This window comes from Gordonia sp. ABKF26, from assembly GCF_041103195.1.
Lineage (GTDB): Bacteria > Actinomycetota > Actinomycetes > Mycobacteriales > Mycobacteriaceae > Gordonia > Gordonia terrae.
Window position 1 is genome coordinate 5,276,506 of sequence record NZ_JBGCVZ010000003.1, and the last position, 18,763, is coordinate 5,295,268.

The 18,763-nt window shown below is 68.8% G+C and carries 16 protein-coding genes; 10 read left to right on the forward strand and 6 right to left on the reverse strand.

Annotated elements, in window-relative coordinates; translation table 11 throughout:
• Window positions 1–18: 18 nt before the first annotated feature.
• Window positions 19–1,431 (reverse strand): lipase family protein, encoded by a 1,413-nt coding sequence (locus AB4Z55_RS24505; protein WP_369520816.1) that lies wholly within the window; start codon window positions 1,429–1,431, stop codon window positions 19–21.
• A 310-nt stretch (window positions 1,432–1,741) separates the two neighbouring features.
• On the opposite strand from AB4Z55_RS24505, the gene AB4Z55_RS24510 reads away from it, so the two are divergent.
• Window positions 1,742–3,148 carry a lipase family protein gene (locus AB4Z55_RS24510; RefSeq protein WP_369520817.1) on the forward strand — a complete coding sequence of 469 codons (1,407 nt, stop codon included), beginning with the start codon at window positions 1,742–1,744 and terminating at the stop codon, window positions 3,146–3,148.
• A gap of 23 nt (window positions 3,149–3,171) precedes the next feature.
• Here AB4Z55_RS24510 and AB4Z55_RS24515 read toward each other — a convergent pair whose 3' ends face one another.
• Window positions 3,172–3,636 carry a MaoC family dehydratase gene (locus AB4Z55_RS24515; protein ID WP_004022738.1) on the reverse strand — a complete coding sequence of 155 codons (465 nt, stop codon included), beginning with the start codon at window positions 3,634–3,636 and terminating at the stop codon, window positions 3,172–3,174.
• Window positions 3,637–3,661: 25 nt separating this feature from the next.
• Between AB4Z55_RS24515 and AB4Z55_RS24520 the strand changes: the two genes are divergently transcribed.
• Both AB4Z55_RS24520 and AB4Z55_RS24525 read left to right on the forward strand, forming a co-directional pair.
• The gene (locus AB4Z55_RS24520; RefSeq protein WP_101822214.1) at window positions 3,662–4,198 is read left to right on the forward strand and encodes a carboxymuconolactone decarboxylase family protein; all 537 of its coding nucleotides are present in this window, start codon (window positions 3,662–3,664) and stop codon (window positions 4,196–4,198) included.
• A gap of 1 nt (window position 4,199) precedes the next feature.
• Entirely contained in the window at window positions 4,200–4,844 is a 645-nt protein-coding gene (locus tag AB4Z55_RS24525; RefSeq protein ID WP_354563320.1) for a methyltransferase domain-containing protein, read from the forward strand.
• Between the two features lie 13 nt (window positions 4,845–4,857).
• On the opposite strand, the gene AB4Z55_RS24530 is transcribed toward AB4Z55_RS24525, so the two are convergent.
• Together AB4Z55_RS24530 and lpdA are read right to left on the reverse strand one after the other, a co-directional pair.
• Complete coding sequence (locus AB4Z55_RS24530; protein WP_248644575.1) at window positions 4,858–5,742, reverse strand: DNA-3-methyladenine glycosylase; 885 nt, start codon at window positions 5,740–5,742, stop codon at window positions 4,858–4,860.
• 4 nt (window positions 5,743–5,746) lie between these two features.
• Complete coding sequence (gene lpdA, locus AB4Z55_RS24535) at window positions 5,747–7,132, reverse strand: dihydrolipoyl dehydrogenase (RefSeq protein WP_369520818.1); 1,386 nt, start codon at window positions 7,130–7,132, stop codon at window positions 5,747–5,749.
• Between the two features lie 119 nt (window positions 7,133–7,251).
• On the opposite strand from lpdA, the gene AB4Z55_RS24540 reads away from it, so the two are divergent.
• From AB4Z55_RS24540 to AB4Z55_RS24550, 3 genes are read left to right on the forward strand one after another with little or no spacing between them, the layout of a single operon-like run.
• Window positions 7,252–7,857 (forward strand): TetR/AcrR family transcriptional regulator, encoded by a 606-nt coding sequence (locus AB4Z55_RS24540; protein ID WP_248644574.1) that lies wholly within the window; start codon window positions 7,252–7,254, stop codon window positions 7,855–7,857.
• 21 nt (window positions 7,858–7,878) lie between these two features.
• Entirely contained in the window at window positions 7,879–9,138 is a 1,260-nt protein-coding gene (locus tag AB4Z55_RS24545; protein WP_004022732.1) for an NADH:flavin oxidoreductase, read from the forward strand.
• Window positions 9,139–9,148: 10 nt separating this feature from the next.
• Window positions 9,149–9,637 carry a DinB family protein gene (locus tag AB4Z55_RS24550; protein ID WP_354563316.1) on the forward strand — a complete coding sequence of 163 codons (489 nt, stop codon included), beginning with the start codon at window positions 9,149–9,151 and terminating at the stop codon, window positions 9,635–9,637.
• 3 nt (window positions 9,638–9,640) lie between these two features.
• Here AB4Z55_RS24550 and AB4Z55_RS24555 read toward each other — a convergent pair whose 3' ends face one another.
• Window positions 9,641–11,215: a serine hydrolase gene (locus AB4Z55_RS24555; protein ID WP_369521057.1), complete on the reverse strand. Its 1,575-nt coding sequence runs from the start codon at window positions 11,213–11,215 to the stop codon at window positions 9,641–9,643.
• A 201-nt stretch (window positions 11,216–11,416) separates the two neighbouring features.
• On the opposite strand from AB4Z55_RS24555, the gene AB4Z55_RS24560 reads away from it, so the two are divergent.
• On the forward strand, window positions 11,417–13,486 hold the full coding sequence (locus AB4Z55_RS24560; protein ID WP_369520819.1) for a prolyl oligopeptidase family protein: 2,070 nt from the start codon (window positions 11,417–11,419) through the stop codon (window positions 13,484–13,486).
• On the opposite strand, the gene grpE is transcribed toward AB4Z55_RS24560, so the two are convergent.
• Entirely contained in the window at window positions 13,447–13,956 is a 510-nt protein-coding gene (gene grpE / locus AB4Z55_RS24565) for a nucleotide exchange factor GrpE (protein ID WP_239403408.1), read from the reverse strand. The two genes, AB4Z55_RS24560 and grpE, sit on opposite strands and share 40 nt — an antisense overlap.
• Before the next feature lie 77 nt (window positions 13,957–14,033).
• Between grpE and AB4Z55_RS24570 the strand changes: the two genes are divergently transcribed.
• The 3 genes from AB4Z55_RS24570 to AB4Z55_RS24580 all read left to right on the forward strand — a co-directional run bounded on the left by AB4Z55_RS24570 (window position 14,034) and on the right by AB4Z55_RS24580 (window position 18,752).
• Window positions 14,034–15,710, forward strand: coding sequence for an Hsp70 family protein (locus tag AB4Z55_RS24570; protein WP_369520820.1), 1,677 nt, complete (start codon window positions 14,034–14,036; stop codon window positions 15,708–15,710).
• Window positions 15,711–15,738: 28 nt separating this feature from the next.
• Window positions 15,739–17,916 carry an Ig-like domain repeat protein gene (locus AB4Z55_RS24575; protein ID WP_369520821.1) on the forward strand — a complete coding sequence of 726 codons (2,178 nt, stop codon included), beginning with the start codon at window positions 15,739–15,741 and terminating at the stop codon, window positions 17,914–17,916.
• Window positions 17,917–18,017: 101 nt separating this feature from the next.
• Entirely contained in the window at window positions 18,018–18,752 is a 735-nt protein-coding gene (locus tag AB4Z55_RS24580; protein WP_081908916.1) for a tellurium resistance protein, read from the forward strand.
• The last annotated feature ends 11 nt before the right edge of the window (window positions 18,753–18,763 follow it).

The window sequence follows — 18,763 nt, forward strand, 5'->3', positions numbered from 1 at the left end:
CGAAGGGCCGTACCACGATCAGCGTCGGCACCCGTTCGGTGCCGGCAGCCCACGCAACCGGTCGTCGAGCCATCTCGCGGTGTCCGGGAAGCCGAGCGCGGCCGCCGACACGTGCTCGGCCCCGTATTCGCGGTAGATAGCGGTGGCACCGAGCGCACACTGCCGGGCGAACAGCGCCCGTGCCTGACTAGCCGGGACCCACCACTCGTAGCGCCCGTGGTAGATCAGCAACGGCATCGACGCCTCGAGATCAGACATGGCCGTGACCTCGAACAGCTTCTCGGCAAGTGCGGAGTGGAACGGATCCGGGTCGGTCGACAGCAGCTGGGTCGGCAGGTGGGCGATGCCGAGATTGCCCATGTCGTCGGTGCAGATGTTGCGGATCTCCGACGTCGCGAGCCATCTCGCCAGATGGTTCGACATCCGCAAGACCTCGGGCCGTTCCCGCGCGATACCGAGCATCGCGGCGTGGAAGACCCCGGAGGCCAGGTTCGCATTCATGGCGCCGGCGAGCGACCGGTAGTCGGCAGGAACCCCGCCGATGGCCGCTCCCACGAAACGGCCGGCGATGTCGGGTGCATATCCGGCGGCGAGCTTGGCCGCTCCGTGGGTGGCGATCGCCCCGCCGGAGTAGCCGACCATCGCGATGGGTCCGTACGCGAAGTTCGTCGGGTCGAGGTCTGCGGCCGCGCGGACCGAGTCGAGGATCACGTGTGCCGCGACATACGGCTCGGCGTACGCCATCCGGGGCCCCGTGTGATCGGGCACGAGCACCGCATAACCGCGATCGAGTGCGAGCTGGGTGAACGGCGGGATCAGATCGGTCTCGTTCGTGTTGTTGGTGAAACCGTGCGCGTAGGTGAACCCTGTCGTGCACCTGGTACCCAACGCGACGATCGGCGAATTGTTGATCAGGACGGGCCGGGCTCCCCGCCCGGTCCACGCCTTGGCCGGCACCAGGAGGGTCGCGGTGCCGAACATCGGTGCGTCGTTCGCGTCGGTTGTCCGGAACTTGACCTGCCGCGCCGACCGCAGCGGGACGAAGACGAGCGGCTGCGCCACGCGCGTCACCGACCGTGTGGACAGGATCTCCCCGGGGGTCCGCGCACCCAGCCCCGCCGGCCAGTGATCGAAGAATCGGTCTCCGCTCGGCGACGGCATGAGCGCTTCGCGGAGTTCTTGCAGTTCCTGCGAGGCGCCCGGGATACGGGACCGTTCCGGGATGCGTGACAACTTCTTGACCGGCGGCGGCGGGATCACCGCGTCGATGTCCTTTGGTAGCTGCGACGGGACCGAGGTGAGGTTGGGCGGTTCGGCGTCGGCCGTCCCGCTCGTCCCGGTCGGACCCGCGACGAGAGCCACCGCGGCTGCCACCGCCGTGATTGCGATCGCTGCCCGTCGAACCGATCGTCGAACTCCCCTTATCGGCATCGCCGATCTCCCGTCTCACATCGGTGACCGTCGAGTCCCCGCCCCCCGGCAGCACATCTGACGACTCGAATCGCGATCACCTGTGGGCCAATGCTAGATGGCGCGGGGCGCACACGCCGTGCCGATGGCGCAGGCGATCGCACGTGTAGTCCGGTCGGGCGACACGCGAATACTCCTTGGGCACCTGATATCACGGTTGCGTCTCGGTGTGGCGACCATCGATACGCGTTGGGCGCCCGGGCCCGGTCGCGCGTCCTACCGTCACGAGGTGGCGGGCGCATCGGGGCGCCCGTGAAGCGGAGGCACCGTCATGGCGACTACCTCACACCGCCGCGGGTCACCGCTCCGGCACCGATCGGTGTGGACGGTCGGCGTCCTGCTCGCCGCCGTCCTCGCTTCGTCGCATGTCGGACGCGCGGCCGCCGACCCACCGAACATGATGCCGTTGCCGCCGCCTGTCGTCGGGGCGATCGACGAGGCGGTGCCCCCGCCGCCGATTCCCCGACTCGGCGTCATCCCACCGCGTGCGCGGGCCGGCGGATTCGACCACCGCACACTCGAATTGCTCGAATCGATCCTGCCCTCGCCCACCGGGGACCCGATGTTCGACCGCTGGCCGGTGGATCTGCTCGGCCGCGCGCCGGGCGACGTGATCGCCACCCGCGACGTCACCGCGGCCGCCGGTCCCGTGGTGGTGACGGTACCGCTCCGATCGGCGACACTGATCAAGTTCCGGAGCACCGATGCCGTCGGGGCACCGATCTACGGCACGGCGACCCTGCTGATCCCGCGACGGGCGGTCGACGCATCGATGCCGATGCTGGTGAACAACCTCCCGATCGATTCCCTCGGCGCCGCCTGTACGCCCGGATACACACTCGCGCACGGGTTCTCCATTGCGACCGGGGTCACGGACCTCATCCCGCCGGCCACCCAGCTCGCCCTGGACCAGGGCTTTGCGGTTCTCGTGCCCGACCACCAGGGTCCCCGGATGGCCTACGCCGAACCGGTACTCGCCGGCCACGTGACGCTCGACGCCATCCGCGCTGCCGTTCGGGTGCGACCGGACACGCTGCGCGACAGTCGGATAGCGATGACCGGATACTCCGGCGGCGCCATCGCCACACACGGAGCGTCGAAACTGTTGGGCAACTATGCCCCCGAACTCACCGAGCAGGTCGTCGGGGCGGCACTCGGCGGTGTCCCGGCCGACTTCCGCATGCTCGTCGGGAGCATGAACGCAAACCTGGCGTCCGGCCTGTTCCATGCCGCCACTTTCGGTATCGTGCGCGAACATCCGGAAATCCTGGCCCTGGCCAACCGGCCGGCGCGATGGCTGGCCTCGTCGCCGTTGAAAAACGTGTGCGTCATCCCCGAGGCGATCGCCGGAGGGACCTTCCTACCGATGCAGGTGCTGTCCGACGACCCCGATCCGTTCCGGTCGCCGACCGCCGAACGCATCTACCGGCTGACCCGGATGGCCGATCGCGTGTCCGCGATTCCGCTGCTGATCTACCACGGCACCCACGAGTGGTGGATACCTGCCGCCGGCGCCCGGGCGCTCTATCGCGAGCAGTGTGCGCACGGCGCCACCGCGGCCTACCGCGAGATCTTCGGTGAACACGTCGCCGCGGCGCTACTCGGCTTCCCGGTCGCTCTCGACTGGCTCGATCGTCGACTTCGTGGCGAACCGGCCGTCAACGAGTGCCGCCGCTGAGCGCCGAGACTTTCTGCGCCGGGTCAGAAGACGAGGACGCGGAGATTCTCGGCGACGCAGGCGGGTTTGGCCTCCCCCTCGATCTCCACCGTGTTGGTGACAACCATGTTCACGCCCTTGGGCGTCTCCTCGATCGAGGTGATCACCGCGTTGGACCGGATACGGGCGCCGACCTTCACCGGATTCGGGAAGCGCAACTTGTTCATCCCGTAGTTGAGGACCAACTTGGGACCCTCGACGGTGAAGATCTTGCCGGCGATCATCGGCAGCAGCGACACCGTCAGGTACCCGTGCGCGATGGTCGTCCCGAACGGACCGGACTTCGCACGCTCGGGATCGACGTGAATCCACTGGTGATCGCCGGTCGCATCGGCGAAGGCGTCGACCCGTTCCTGGGTGATCTCGAGCCACTCGCCCGACCCCAGATCCTCGCCGATCGCGGCCTTGAGTTCGTCGACACTGGTGAACGTCCGTGTGCTGTGCGTCATAGTCCGCGTAGTCTACCGTGGGGCCATGGGCACACCTCGCGTCGCACCGGGTGGTTTCCGGGAGCTAGGGCCGGTCAATTTCGTCTTCGCACGGGGAGCCGCGCGCACGATCGGTGTGGACGACGCGCACATCTTCTCCACGCTCGGCCGCGCGAAGGGACTGTTCCGCGGCTGGCTCCACTTCAGCAGCCGACTCATGCCGTTCGGAGTGTTGCCGCGCAAGGACTCCGAGATGGTGATCATCCGGGTGGCGCACCTTCGGAAATGCGACTACGAACTCGATCATCACCGACGCCTCGGCCGTCGGGCCGGGATCACCGCGGACGAGTTCGACCGCATCCTGGAGGGTCCCGACGCCGGGTGGGGCGATCGCGAACGCGCCATCCTGCGGGCCGTCGACGAACTCGTCGAGACAAAGGACGTCTCCGACATCGCCTGGCAGGCGTTGTCCCGGCACCTCGACGACCGAAAGCTCATCGGTTTCACCTTGCTCGTCGGCCAGTACGACAGTCTCGCAACCACCATCCACACGCTGCGCATCCAGCGCGACACCCGCTCCTGAGATGGAGTCGATCGCGCAGCGGCTGATGCGCAACGAGTACTTCGCCGAGATCTACGAACACCTGTGGCGACCGACTTTCACGCGGCTCTTCAGTCTGGGCGGCCGGTCCACCGCCGACTTCGATCGCGCGCTGCGCGCCTACCTCGCCCGCCCCGGCGACCGCCTGGTGCTCGATGTCGCCTGTGGGCCCGGCAATTACACGCGAGAGATCGCCGACGGCCTCACCGGCGACGGTCGGTGCATCGGCGTGGACTTCTCCGCACCCATGCTGGCGCGGGCCGCGCAGACCAACGCCGTGGGGCGGGCCGCGTTCCTGCGCGGTGACGCCCACGCACTGCCGTTCGCCGACAACACCTTCGACGTGGTCACCTGCCTGGCCGCGCTCTACCTGATCCCCGATCCCCTACCAGTAGTCGACGAATTGGTGCGAGTGACCGCGCCCGGTGGCGAGATCGTGGTCTTCACCTCCGTGGCCACCCCGCTCACCTCACTCCCGGGTGTCCGGCCACTCGCCGGAGCGAGCGGGTACCGGATCTTCGACGACCACGAGATCGTCGAGCGCCTCCGTCGCGCCGGAGTGGACGACGTCGAGCAGACCGTCACCGGCCAGGGGCAATTCGTGCTGGCACGCAAGACGGGATCGTAGGGGCCCGACCCCTTCAGAACGACCGGTAGTCGCGGATGGTCATCCGCGGTCCGCGACGCTCGGGACGAACGCCGCCCCGCGTGACCATCCGGATGATGCGCTGTCGCTGTCCCGCATAGGGTTCGAGCAACTCGAGCATGCCCGCGTCGTCGACGGCCTCGCCGATCAGCGTGAGCCCCACCAGCTTCGGGATGTGGTAGTCGCCGACGTTGACGACGTCGGGGTCGCCGAGCGCCCGCGAGAGCGTCTCGGCCTCGGTCCATCGCCCGACGCCGCGTAGCACGGTGAGCTTGGCCGCATGGCGTTCGACATCGAGGGCGGTCGCCCCGCGGATCGTCCGCATCCGGACCGGTTCGATGCCGCTGCGGTGCCACTCCCAACTCGGGATGCGGGTCCACTCCGCTCGGGGCGGTGGCACCCTCATCGTCTCCGGAACCGGCCCGGGCGCGGGAGTACCGAAGCGGCGCAACAGATACCGCCATGCGCGGAACGCCTCGGCGCCCACGACCTTCTGTTCGAGGATCGCGGGCACCAAGGCCTCCCACACACGATCGGTGCGCCCGAGGCGCAATCCCTCGGTGCGACGGACGAGTTCGCTCACCACGGGGTGACGTGGGACCAGCGCGTCCGGATCGTCGCTCGCCCCGAGGAAATCGGGCATCTGCTCGAGCAGCCAGTCCGCCCCCGGCCCCCAGGCGCGTCCGGTGACGGTCGTGCCATCGGAGCGAACGGTCAGCGTGCCCGGCCCGTCGGGCGTGTACGCCGCCCGCCACACCGACCTGTCTCGTCCGTAGACGAAGGCGGGGTCGCCCGCACCGCGCCGGTGCAGGCCGACCGTCGCCCCGATGTCCAGCGGCCACGGGGGTGTCCACTCGCGGACACGTTCGGCGGCACTCACTCGCCTACAGGTTGATCATGTGCCCGATCGCGCCGTGGAACGTCTCCTGGAGTGCCTCCGACAGGGTCGGGTGGGTGTGCACGTTGCGGGCGAGTTCCTTGGCGGTGAGGTCCCACTTGTGGGCCAGCGTCATCTCCGGGAGCATCTCGGAGACGTTGTCGCCCACGAGGTGTCCGCCGAGGAGTTCGTCGGTGTCGGCGTTGGTGAGCAGCTTCACGAAGCCCGCCGTCTCGCCGAGTCCCTGCGCCTTGCCGTTGGCCGAGAACGGGAAGGTCGTCGCCTTCACGTTGTAGCCCTCGTCCTTGGCCTGCGCCTCGGTGAGTCCGAAGGACGCGACCTGGGGCTGGCTGAACGTCGCGCGCGGCATGAACCGGTAGTCCCCGAGGGTCATGGTCTCGACGCGGGCCATGGTCTCCGCGGCCACCACACCCTGCGCCTCGGCGACGTGGGCGAGCTGCAGCTTGGCGGTGACGTCACCGATGGCGTAGATGCCCTCGACGTTGGTCCGCATGTAGTCGTCGATCGCGATGGCGCCGCGGTCGGTGAGTTCGACGCCGGTCTTCTCGAGGCCGAAGCCCTCGACGCGCGGGGCGAAACCGACCGACATGAGGACCTTGTCGACGGTGAGCTCGCCGTCCTTGTCCTTGGCGTCGGTGTAGGTGACGGTCACGCTGTCGCCGTTGTCGGTCACCGACTGCACACGGGTGCCGGTGAGCAGCTTGATGCCGAGCTTCTTGTACTCCTTGGCGAGCGCCTTGGAGGAGTCGGCGTCCTCGTTGGGCAGCACTCGGTCGAGGAACTCGACGATGGTGACGTCCACGCCGTAGTTGGCCATGACGTAGCCGAATTCCATGCCGATGGCGCCCGCGCCGACGATGACGATGGAGTCGGGCAGTTCACGGGTGAGGATCTGGTCCTCGTAGGTGACCACGTTGTCCGACAGTTCGACGCCGGGGAGCAGCTTGACGGTCGACCCGGTGTCGATGATGACATTGTCGAAGGTGATCTCGCGATCGCCCACCGTGATCGTCTTGGCGTCGGTGAACACGCCGTATCCGTCGATCTCGGTGATCTTGTTCTTCTTCATCAGGTAGTGGACACCCTTGACGATGCCCTCCGAGACCTTGCGGCTGCGGTCGAATGCTGCTCCGAAGTCGAAGGAGACGTCGCCGCTGATGCCGAAGGTCTTGGCCTGATGATTGAAGATGTGCGCGAGTTCGGCGTTGCGCAGCAGTGCCTTGGACGGGATACATCCGACGTTCAGACACACACCGCCCCAGTACTTCTCCTCGATGACGGCGGTTTTCATGCCCAGCTGAGCCGACCGGATCGCGGCTACGTACCCACCTGGACCTGCACCCAATACAACTGTTTGAAAGTGTTCAGCCACGACAGTCAGCCTACGTCGCGTCCGACCGTCGCCGCAGAGTGTCCCACTACTCGCCGGTAGCAGTCCTCTGATTTCAATCACTGATTGAAACACCGACTGAACTGTGCTTTGCTGCTCGTGTGACCCAGACCACCCGAGATGAACGTGGTGCCGGGCGTCGCGGTTCGACGGCGATGCCCACGCGCGACGCCCTGCTGGCCGTCGCCGAACGTCTCTTCCTCGCCGACGGATACGACAAGGTGTCCGTCCGGGCGATCTGCGCGGCCGCCGACGCCAACCCGGCCGCGGTGCACTATCACTTCGGCACCAAGGACGACCTCACCATCGCGCTGCTGCAGTCCCGGCTCGGTCCGCTGTGGGCCGACCCGCTCGCCTCACTCGACCCGGCCGGCACGCCGATCTCTCAGGTCGTCGACGTGGTGGTGGCCCCTTTCGTCGACCTGCAGGCCGCCCCGACCGGACACCTGCACCTACGGCTGCTCGCCCGGTTCGTGTTCGCCCATCCCGGTGCGAGCTGGACGTCGCACTGGTTCGATCTCGACCCCTTCGCGGACATGCTCGCCGAGGCCGTCCCCGGCCTGACCGCGAGCGAGGCGCGCCGGCGCTGGGCCCTCGCCTTCCAGCTCATCCTCCTGCGGTTCGGCGGCACCGAGACGTTGAGCACCCCCGCGGTGACGGCCCTGGCCGGCTTCGTCACCGCCGGACTGACCGCCCCCGCCACCTAGACACGAGTGAGAGGACCTGTCGTGGACAGCGCCACCACCGGACCGTTCAGCCCCGCCCGGCTGGGCCCGTTGCAGCTGCGGAACCGGCTGATCAAATGCGCCACCTTCGAGGGGATGACGCCCGACGCATTGGTGACCGACGAGCTCATCGAGTTCCATCGCGAGGTCGCGGCCGGTGGTGTCGCCATGAGCACCGTCGCCTACTGTGCGATCTCACCCGAGGGCCGCACCGACCGCCACCAGATCTGGATGCGCCCGGAGGCGGTTCCCGGTCTGCAGCGACTCACCGACGCCATCCACGCCGAGGGTGCGCTCGCCGCTGCCCAACTGGGACACGCGGGCGCGGTCGCGAACTCGGCGTCGAACCGGGCCCCCTCCCTCGGGCCGTCACGGATACCCGCGCCGATGGGGATGTCGGTGACCCGCGCGATCAGCGTCGACGACATCGCCGACCTGCGGACCACGTTCCGCCGGGCCGCCCGGCTCGCGGTGGACTCCGGCTTCGACGGGCTCGAGATCCATTGCGGCCACAACTATCTCATCTCCAGCTTCCTGTCTCCCCTGCTGAACCGTCGTCGCGACGCCTACGGCGGGAGCCTCGTCAACCGCGCACGTATCGCACGCGAGGTGGTCGAGACCGTGCGCGACGAGGTCGGCGACGAGGCGGCGATCTGGGTCAAACTGAACACCTTCGACGGCGTCGGCCGGGTCGACCTCGAGCGCTCTCCCGCGGCGCGGGCGCGCGGCCGGTCCAGGTTGAGCGGTTTCAACGTCGACGAGGCGTGCCGGGTGGCGCAGTTGCTGGAGTCCGACGGTCACCTCGACGCCATCGAACCCACCGCGGGGAGTTCACTTCTCAACCCGATGTACCTGTTCCACGGCGAGGCGCCGCGCAAGGAGTTCGCCGACGCCTTCTCCGGCGCGATGAAGTACGGCCTCAAGGCGTTCGCGCCGATCTTCCTGAAGCACTACCGCTATCACGACGCCTACCTGCTGCCCCTTGCGCGTGAGCTCCGCAAGGCCGTCGATCTGCCGCTGATCCTCCTGGGCGGCGTCACCGACCGGGCCTCGATGGACCTCGCTCTCGCCGAGGGTTTCGATTTCGTGGCCATGGGCCGCGCTCTGTTGCGTGAACCCGACCTTCCGCTGCGCCTGGCCGCCGACCCCACGACGACATCGAAGTGCATCCACTGCAACCTCTGCATGCCGACGATCTACTCGCACACCCGATGCCCGATCCGGGCCGGCGAAGTCCCCGACCCGGTGACTGCCGGCCGTTAGGGTGGTGCCCATGCCTCCTCGCCGCCGCAAGGACACCCCGCCACCGGCGACCGGCGCTTCGGAGAAGGAGGTGCTCGTCGGTTTCCTCGACTATCTGCGGGCGTCGGCGGTGGCCAAACTCGACGGCGTCGCCGAAGACGACGCTCGTGCGCCCGCCGTTCCGTCGGGCACCAGCCTCCTCGGCCTGGTCCGGCACCTGACGTTCGTGGAACGGTTCTTCTTCCTCGGCGAGGACGCCGACGACTGGCAGGCGACGTTCACCTGCCCGGACACCGACACCGTGGCATCGGTCCAGGACGCCTATCGCCGTGCGGTATCCGAAGTCGGCGCGGTCATCGAGTCCTACACCGATCTCGCCGCACCTGCGCCGCGAGCGAGCGGACGACGCTCGTCACCCTCCATGAGGTGGGCGCTGACCCACCTGATCGAGGAGACCGCTCGTCACGCGGGGCACCTGGACATCATCCGCGAACGCATCGACGGCAAGACCGGGCGCTGAACATCACCGGCGGATGAATTCGCCGTTGCTCTCCTCGTCGTCGTAGTACTCGATCGTCATCCGCGGTCCGTCGAAGGTGACCTGCGAGATCGAACCCGGCTCGGCGTTCTCGTTGAGAAGCCTGAAGGTGAAGGTGTTGCCGTCCCAGTGGGCGAGCTCGTGCTTGCGCACCCCGCCCGGGCCCATCTCCAGGACGAGCTTCCCATCCCGCTCGACGACCTCCGCCGGTCCGTACACCGGATTCGCGTACGTGCCCACATACGACGGCAGCGGCTGCGGCGGAGCGGGATTCGACGGCGGCTGCTTGCCGACCAGTTCGCCGCTCGGCACGCTCAAGGGGGCATAGGCCTTGGCGTAGAGATCACGCCAGTCGTTGCGGATCTCACCGAACTGCACGAGGTCCATGAACTCGGCGGCGATCGCGTCGACCGCACCGAGGGGCGCGGCGTTGGAGAGGACCACGATGGCGGTGTCGCCGGACGGCAGGATCGAGAACACCGTTCCGGCGCCCGAGGCGAAGGCCCCGGCGTGGTTGAACTGCGTCCGCGCGTCCTCGGTGACCCCGACGTTGAAGCCGTAGCCGTACGAACCGGCGCGGGAGTCGGGCGTCTGGGGCGGATTGGACACAACCTGCGGTGAGACCGCCGGGAGCAGGGCGTCGGGTGCCACGACCTCCTGTCCGTTGTGCTTGCCCTGGGCCAGCACCATCTTCAGCCAGATCGCCATGTCGCTCACGGTCGAACTGACGCCGCCCGCGGGTGACTGGGCGTCGGGTTCACGCGGGATCGGGGTCTTGACCCACTTGTCGTCTTCCTTGATGTGCCCGACCGCGCGGTCCGCCCGGCGCTCGAAGTCGACGTATCGCGAGCTGGTGCTGGTCATGCCCAGCGGGCCGTAGATGAGGTCCTGAGACAGCGTCGCCCAGTCCGTCCCGGCCTTCACCGCCACCGCCTCGCCACCGGCCGTCACCCCGAAGTTGGTGTAGGCGTAGCTGATCCGGAACGGATCGAGCGGCATGAAGCGCATGCGCTGCAGGATCTCGTCGCGCGAGTAACCCATGTCCTCGAGTTTGTCGCCAGCATGGTCCGGGAGGCCGGACCGGTGGGAGTACATGTCGCCGACCGTGACCGTGCGGGTGACATACGGTTCGGCGAGCGCGAACCAGGGCAGCGATTCCACGATCGGCATCTCCCAGGTGACCGTCTTGTCGGTGACGGCTGCCGCGACCACCGTCGATCCGACCGACTTCGACACCGACGCGAGCTGGAAGACGGTGTTCGCGTCGACCGCGTCACCGGTGGTGATGTCCTTCACGCCGAACCCCTTGGCGTACTTCGTCTCCCCACCCGACACCACGGCCACGGCCACCCCGGGGATCTTCGTCGACTCCATCATCGAGTTGACGAGGTCGTCGAGCTGTCCGACCGCCTTGTCGACGGCATCGGCCGGCAGCGGCTCGGCGGCGACGGAGTTCGGATTGGCCGGCGACGAGCCCGACGGTGGCGCACCGGTTCCCGACGACCCGCTGTCGCAGGCGGCGACGAGAGCGATCACCGCGACCGCGGAGCAGGTGGCCATCGAGAGACGACCCCATCTCGACGCCCGGGGCGGCTCATGGCCGGGACAGCGGACGGGAACGGAATGGGCAGTGGCCATGGGGGTCTCCTCGACGTCGCTGCGCCACGATACCCCGGAGACAACGGCCCGAGGAGGCGTTTTGCCGGGGTCGGCGCCGCGCGGGGATCAACCGGTCCGGCCCGCCCGCGTAGTTTGGACGCCATGACCGAGCACGGCGACCACGGCACTGCGTCCACCGACACCACACCCGACGACGATCCGTACCTGTGGCTGGAGGAGGTCACCGGCGACGAGGCTCTGTCGTGGGTGCGCGCGCACAACGAGCCCACGGTCGCGGCGCTGACCGCCTCGGAACGGTTCCGCGAGCTGGAGGCCGCGACGCTGGCGGCCCTCGACACCGACGACCGCATCCCCTACGCACGGCGGCGTGGGGAGTATCTCTACAACTTCTGGCGCGACGCGACCAACCCGCGCGGACTCTGGCGCCGGACCACGTACGACTCCTATGTCACCGATGCCCCCGACTGGGATGTCCTCATCGACGTCGATCAACTCGCCCGCGACGAGGACGAGAACTGGGTATGGGCCGGTGCGACCGCGCTGCGTCCCGAGTACGAGCGCGCGCTGATCTCCCTCTCGCGGGGTGGCGCCGACGCCACCGTCGTCCGCGAGTTCGACATCCCGTCCCGCACCTGGGTGACCGACGGATTCGTCCTGCCCGAGAACAAGTCCGATGTCGGTTGGATCGACCGTGACACCGTCTACGTCGGAACGGATTTCGGCGAGCAACCGGACGGGCAGGGCTCGCTGACCGACTCCGGCTATCCCCGCGTCGTCAAGCGATGGACGCGCGGCACCCCGCTCTCGGACGCCGTGACGGTCTTCACCGGCGAGACCGGTGACGTGTCGGTGCGCGCGTCGTACGACAGCACACCGGGATTCGAGCGTCATTTCGTCGGACGCGCCACGGACTTCTTCAACTCGCTCGACTACGAACTACGCGACGGGACCACCGAGTTGCTCGACGTCCCCACCGACGCCGACGCCGGGGTGCGGATGAACTGGCTGCTGGTGCTGTCGCGATCGGAGTGGGAGGTCGACGGCACGACCCATGCCCCGGGCACGCTGCTGGCCTTCGATTACGAGTCCTACCGGTCGGGCAACCGGGACGCGACCGTCCTGTTCGCGCCCGACGCGCACACGAGTCTCGTCGACTACGCCTACACGCGTTCGCATCTCATCATCGTGAAGCTTCACGACGTGCACACCGGGGTCGAGGTCCGCGAGCTCGGGACGTGGCGGGGCGTCGACATGCCGGGACTACCCGACCTCGCCACCGTCTCGGTGCTCGACACCGACCCCGACGAGAGCGACGAGGTGTTCTGGTCGGCGACGTCGTTCACCGATCCGCCGAGCCTCCTGCACGGCGACAGCGGCCACGCACCCGAGGTGATCAAGCGCAGTCCCGCATTCTTCGACGCCGACTCGGTGACCGCGGAGCAGCACTTCGCGACCTCCGACGACGGCACCCAGGTCCCGTACTTCGTCGTGCGGCGCCGCGACGTGACCCACGGCCCGACTCTCCTGTACGGCTACGGCGGGTTCGAGAACGCCCTCACCCCGAGCTACCTCGCCATCGCCGGACAGAGCTGGGTCGAACGCGGCGGGATCTACGTCATCGCCAACATCCGCGGCGGCGGCGAGTACGGACCGTCGTGGCACACCCAGGCCCAGAAGGCCGGGCGGCACAAGGTCTACGAGGATTTCGCCGCGGTGGCGCGCGCCCTCGTCGACACCGGGCTGACGACACCCGCGCAGCTGGGCGCGCAGGGCGGTTCCAACGGCGGGTTGCTCATGGGTGTGATGCTGACCCGGTACCCCGAATTGTTCGGCGCCCTGGTGTGCCAGGTGCCGCTCATCGACATGAAGCGCTACCACCTCCTGCTGGCCGGAGCGTCGTGGATGGCCGAGTACGGCGACCCCGACGATCCCGCGCAATGGGAGTTCATGAAGCCGTTCTCGCCGTACCAGAACGTCGACGCCGAGGCGACCTATCCGCCCATCCTGGTGACCACCTCGACGCGCGACGACCGGGTCCACCCCGGCCATGCACGCAAACTCGTTGCACGCCTGGAGGAAACAGGACACGACGTGCAGTACTACGAGAACATCGAGGGTGGCCACGGCGGCGCCGCGGACAACAAGCAGTCCGCGTTCAAGTCGGCGCTCGCCTACGAATTCCTCTGGCGGACACTGTCTCCCGAGGACTGACCGCTCCGGAAGACCACCACAGCTGCGGGACGGACCGACCGCTCCCCGACGACGAGCCCCGGACGCAGGAGCTCGGCGACCGTGCGGTCCGCCGAGGTGTCGGTCGCCGCTCGGACATCGACCGCTTCCATGGTGCGGGCATCGAAGTCGGCACCGGGCGGCGGGGCGACGACGGCACCGCCACGGCCGACGATGAGCCGTTCCAGTCCGGCGCGCAACAACTCGAATGCGGGCCGGTCGGCCTCCGATGCGGAGACCACACACGTCGCCGCATCGGTGTGGAGCGCGAACAGGTCGACCAGCAGCGGAACGTCGGCCGTCGCGGACCCACCCGGCCGCTTGGCCGCGTCGACGAGCCGTTCGATCGTCCGGGTCTGCCGTGCCACCACAAGTGCAAGGTCGGACACCTGCTCCCGCAACTGCTCGAGCCCAGCGGTTCGGTCGGGTGCTGCGCCCTCCGGAGACGTCATTCCGCCAGCGTAATCAACACCCGCCCGCTCCTCGACCGACACCGGCGAGACCGTCTGCGCTGCTAGCATCCCCGATCGTGGGCGTAATCGGAATCGACCTGGGAACCACCAACTCGGCGATGGCGAAGATCGATGCCGACGGTCGCCCGGAGGTGATCGTCGGACTGACCGGTGCACCGACCACCCCGTCGACGGTCCTGCTCACCTCGCCCACCGACCACGTCGTCGGCGAAGGGGCGCGCAGGCAGGCCCGGCTCGACCCCGAGAACGTCTGCAGTCTGGTGAAACGACGGATGGGCGACGCGCAGTGGCGTTTCGTCGCACACGGCCAGACCTGGTCGGCGCCGGCGATCTCGGCGCTCATCCTCCGATCGCTGATCTCCGATGCCGCCTTCGCCGGTGAGCAGGTCGACCGCGCCGTGATCACCGTGCCCGCGTACTTCGGCGACGAGGAGCGGCGCGCGACGATCCAGGCAGGCACGTACGCGGGCCTGGACGTCGCGGGGGTCCTGTCCGAACCGATCGCCGCGGCACTGTCCTACGGGTTCAGCCGGCTCACCGATCCCGTGGCCACGAGTACGCCCGACGAGACGGTGCTGGTCTACGACCTCGGCGGCGGCACCTTCGACGCGACGGTCATCGAACTCGCCGACCGTCGGATCACCGTGTTGGCCGTCGACGGTGATCATCAACTCGGCGGTGCCGACTGGGACGAGCGGCTGGCGCTCCATCTCTCGCGCACCTTCTGCGCCGAGAATCCCGATGCCGAGGACCCGCTCGACGACTCGGCCGGTTCACAAACTCTGATCCTCGCTGCCGAGCGCGCGAAACACGAACTGACCGAATCCGATTCGACGTCGGTGATCGTCGCTCACGACGGCGCCCGGTCGGTCATCCCGCTCACCCGTGCCGAACTCGAGGAACTGACCCGCCCCCTGCTGGCCCGCACCGTCGAACTGACGAGGTCGTGCCTGGCCGCCGCCGAACGCCGAGGGGTGTCCACCGTCGACCGGGTCCTGCTGGTCGGCGGCTCGTCGCGGATGCCGATGGTCGCCCGAGAGCTCGCCGCCACGCTGCGGAAGACCCCCGAAATCGACGATCCCGATCTCGCCGTTGCCCGCGGCGCCGCGATCTACGGCGAGAAGCTCGAGATCGAGCGGCTCGTCCGCGCCGACCTCGCCGCCCGCGGCCGACTCCGCGAGGACCGCGGACTCGACGGGGTCGCGCAGGCCGATCTCGACGAATCGTGCACACGGGTCGCGCACGCGTTCGCGTTGCCGGTCAGCAGCGTCCGGCGGATGCTCGAGATCAGCGTCGACACGGTGGTCTCCCGCGGGTTCGGGGTGCTGGCGGTCAACGGTCACAGCGGTGAGCTGGAGGCCAGCTGGCTGGTGCACCGCAATCAGACGCTGCCGGTCCAGGTGCGCCGGTCGTTCGGGACCATGCGACGCGACCAGTCCCGCATCGAACTGGTCGTGCTGGAACAGCAGGGACAGGCCGCCTCTCCCCGTCCCGAAGACGCCAAGGTCCTCATCGAGGGGGCGATCACCGACATCCCACCCGGTTACGACGAGGGCAGCGAGGTCTCGGTGACCTTCGAGATGGCCTTCGACGGCGTCCTGCATGTCACCGCGTTCCACGTCGATGCCCGGATCCCACTGACACTGTCGGCCAAGACCGGTGCCTCGCTCTCGAAGTCGGAGGTCGAGCGCGAACTCGAACAGGTCCACCGGTCCCGGCGCCGCGAGCAGTGACCGATCTCGGGGTGAGGCAGGGGATCTGATGGAGCCGTTCGTCGGCAACGACTATCGCAAGCGCGTGCTCGCCGCGGTCGAGAAACGCGGGGGGCCCGGCGAATCCGATTCGTTCGAACTGTACGACATCCCGATCGGCGAGGCCGAGCGCCTCGACGACGACGCCGTCGCCGTTCGACTCGACGAGGTGTGGGCGTTCTGGCAGAAGCAACGCGACCACCCGAAGTACCGCATCCTGGTGGCGCGACTCGTGGCCGAACACGACGAACGGTCGGCGCCGTTGCGGCACAAGACCGGTCGGATCGCCGAGGCACGGGCGGTGAGCACCCGACGCGAATTCCGCGATCAGCAGCGGTTCGAACTCCTCGACAACGCGATCGCGCGACTCAACGAGCGGTACGGCGGGATCCCGAGATCCAAGCGCGCCGGACTCGACGAGATCGGCGCGATGGGCGGGCTCGATCCGGCGGAGATCGCCACCCGGCTGCGGCGTCACCGCATCGTCGACGATGCACCGCCCGCGCCCGCCGCCCCGACGCCGCCGCGGGTGACCTTGACCGCGCAGCGACGTGCCCAGATCGGCGACCTGCTCGCCGAATTCGACCGACTCCGCGACGGCGACCCCACCCCGACCCTGCTGACCCTGTTGCACCTCGACACCGACGCCGCCGCCGACCGCGGTGTCATCGAGTCGCGGGCGGTCGCGCTGGGCGAACGCGCCCGCGAGCTCGCCCCCGGCCGATTCCGCGGCGTCCTCGACGAACTGCTCGTCCACGTGCACGACGTCCTGCTCGCCGATCCCGCACTGGCGCAGGAGTATCGGCAGTCGGTCATCGACACGGTGACCGACCACCTACGGCCGCGGGTCCGGGCTGCGGTCCTGGTCGAGGACGAACTCGGCGCGCAGGACCACGAGTACCTGCTCGACGAGGCCCGAGCCCGCGGGCTGGGCTCGCGGGACGCGCGCACCGTGATCACCGAACTCGCCCTCGAATTCGGCGCGACTTCGCCGGGTGACCCCCCTCTGCCGGCCAGCCCACCTCTGCCGGCCGGCCCACCTCTGCCGGCCGGCCCACCTCTGCCGGCCGAGCCTGTCGAGGTCCCGCCGAAGAGACTGTGGGAGAACGATCTCCGCACCGCCCGCGCCGCCCTGCGGGACGGTCTGCCGGTCCGCGCGCGTACGTCGATCGCGGACGCGCGCGCCTCGGCCGGCGACGACGGCGAGGCGCTCCGGCAGATCGCCGCGGTCGCCGACGAGGTCGAGCGGGTCATCGGCCAGGCGGTGACGGATGCGCGCCGGGCGCGAGACCTCGCCGACGAGAAGCGGCATGTCGCGGCAGTCGAACTGCTGGAGGACATACTCCGGCGGGCCCGGGACATCGACCTGCTCCCCGACGCGGGCGGTCGTCTCGACGAGCGGCTCGAGCAGTCGCGCGACGTCGTCGCCCGGGCCGACGAGACCGCGCGGGCAGCGTCGACGGGAGACCCGGCGAGCCTGTACGCCGCGGCCGAGATGCGGCGTCAGATCGTGGATCACGGAGCGCTCAACAGGTCGGCCGCCGATGTCACCGTGGATCCGCCGCGAAACGTCCGGTCCGTCGCCGAGGGTGGCGCGATCACCGTCTCGTGGGATCCCTCCGCGACGGAGTCGGTGACCTACCGCGTGGTGCGCATCGGATTCGACGGGTCGACCCGGACGCTCGGCCGCACCACGGCGACCGAACTGTCCGACGGCAGCGCACCCGACCCGGTCGCACCGGTCTACGAGGTCACCGCACTCCACGCCGGGCACCGGTCCGAGCCGGCCCGCACCGACTCCACGTCCGCCCCGTTCGCCGATTCGGCGAGCGCGGCGCCGGTGCACCCGACCACACCTCGGCCCGACGATCCGCCACCGATCACCGCGGTCCGTGTGGAGGGCGACACCGTGCGCTTCGACTGGCCGGCCGGTGTCACCGAGGCCATGGTCGTCATTCGCCCAGATGCCGCTCCGGATCATCCCGCGGACCCGGCGGCGGTCGCGTCGAAGGTCACCAACACCCGCTATCAGATCGACGACGGTTACCCGATCCCGCCGAACGTCCCACGTCCGTGCCATGTCGCGGTGGCCAGCTGCCGCCGAAACCCGCAGGGAACGCTCGACGTCGCGTCGGTGTTCGGTCCGTCCGCGCGGGCTCAGGCGCCGGCAACGGGCGCCGCCCGGTGACGGTGGTCCACTACGCTGGGCCCCAACACCTGCGGCGAGTGTCTTTCGCCGTGCGATGACTGGACCAGACGATGTCACCGACGACGAGATGAGGAACCGAGATGGGGATCGATTACACCAAGCGTCCGAAGGCGCAGCCACCGCAGCCGCCTGCCCAGCCCCCCTCCGCGCCCGCCGGTTACGGCCAGCAGCCCCCCGCCCCGGCGGGTTACGGCCAGCAGCCGCCCGCCCAGCCGGTCTCGCTGTCGAAGATCACCCTCACCAAGTCCGCGCCGAGCATCTCGCTGAGCAAGCAGGGTGCGACCACCGGCCAGGTGCGCGTCAACCTGAGCTGGACCTCGAATTCGAAGGGCGGCGGACTCTTTCGCAAGGCGCAGGGCATCGACCTGGACCTGGCCTGCCTCTGGGAGTTCACCGACGGCAGCAAGGGCATCGTCCAGGCCCTGGGCAACTCGTTCCGTGCTCCTCGTGACGGACAGCCGATCATCTATCTCGACGGCGACGATCGATCGGGCTCCGGCGGCGAGAACATGTACATCGACCTCGCCGCGACCAACCGGATCCGGCGAATCCTGATCTTCGCCTACATCTACGAGGGCACACCCAACTGGGCCGGCGCCAACGGCGTCGTCACCCTGTTCCCGGCCAACGGCCCGGAGATCGAGGTCCGGCTCGACGAGGCGGATCAGTCGGCACTCTCCTGTGCGATCGCACTGTTCGAGAACCGCGGCGGCGAACTGGTCCTCAACCGCGAGGTGCGCTACATCCGTGGGGCGCAGGACAAGGTCGACGAGGCGTACGGCTGGGGCATGAACTGGCGCGGCGCACGCAAGTAGCCGAGGACTTC

Coding starts and splice junctions, on each gene's coding strand:
- AB4Z55_RS24555 (WP_369521057.1), bottom strand. CDS start 11,215: ATGGCCACCTGCTCCGCGGTCGCGGTGATCGCTCTCGTCGCCGCCTGC.
- AB4Z55_RS24560 (WP_369520819.1), top strand. CDS start 11,417: ATGACCGAGCACGGCGACCACGGCACTGCGTCCACCGACACCACACCC.
- AB4Z55_RS24580 (WP_081908916.1), top strand. CDS start 18,018: ATGGGGATCGATTACACCAAGCGTCCGAAGGCGCAGCCACCGCAGCCG.
- AB4Z55_RS24510 (WP_369520817.1), top strand. CDS start 1,742: ATGGCGACTACCTCACACCGCCGCGGGTCACCGCTCCGGCACCGATCG.
- AB4Z55_RS24505 (WP_369520816.1), bottom strand. CDS start 1,431: ATGCCGATAAGGGGAGTTCGACGATCGGTTCGACGGGCAGCGATCGCA.
- AB4Z55_RS24575 (WP_369520821.1), top strand. CDS start 15,739: ATGGAGCCGTTCGTCGGCAACGACTATCGCAAGCGCGTGCTCGCCGCG.
- AB4Z55_RS24515 (WP_004022738.1), bottom strand. CDS start 3,636: ATGACGCACAGCACACGGACGTTCACCAGTGTCGACGAACTCAAGGCC.
- grpE (WP_239403408.1), bottom strand. CDS start 13,956: ATGACGTCTCCGGAGGGCGCAGCACCCGACCGAACCGCTGGGCTCGAG.
- AB4Z55_RS24520 (WP_101822214.1), top strand. CDS start 3,662: ATGGGCACACCTCGCGTCGCACCGGGTGGTTTCCGGGAGCTAGGGCCG.
- AB4Z55_RS24525 (WP_354563320.1), top strand. CDS start 4,200: ATGGAGTCGATCGCGCAGCGGCTGATGCGCAACGAGTACTTCGCCGAG.
- AB4Z55_RS24550 (WP_354563316.1), top strand. CDS start 9,149: ATGCCTCCTCGCCGCCGCAAGGACACCCCGCCACCGGCGACCGGCGCT.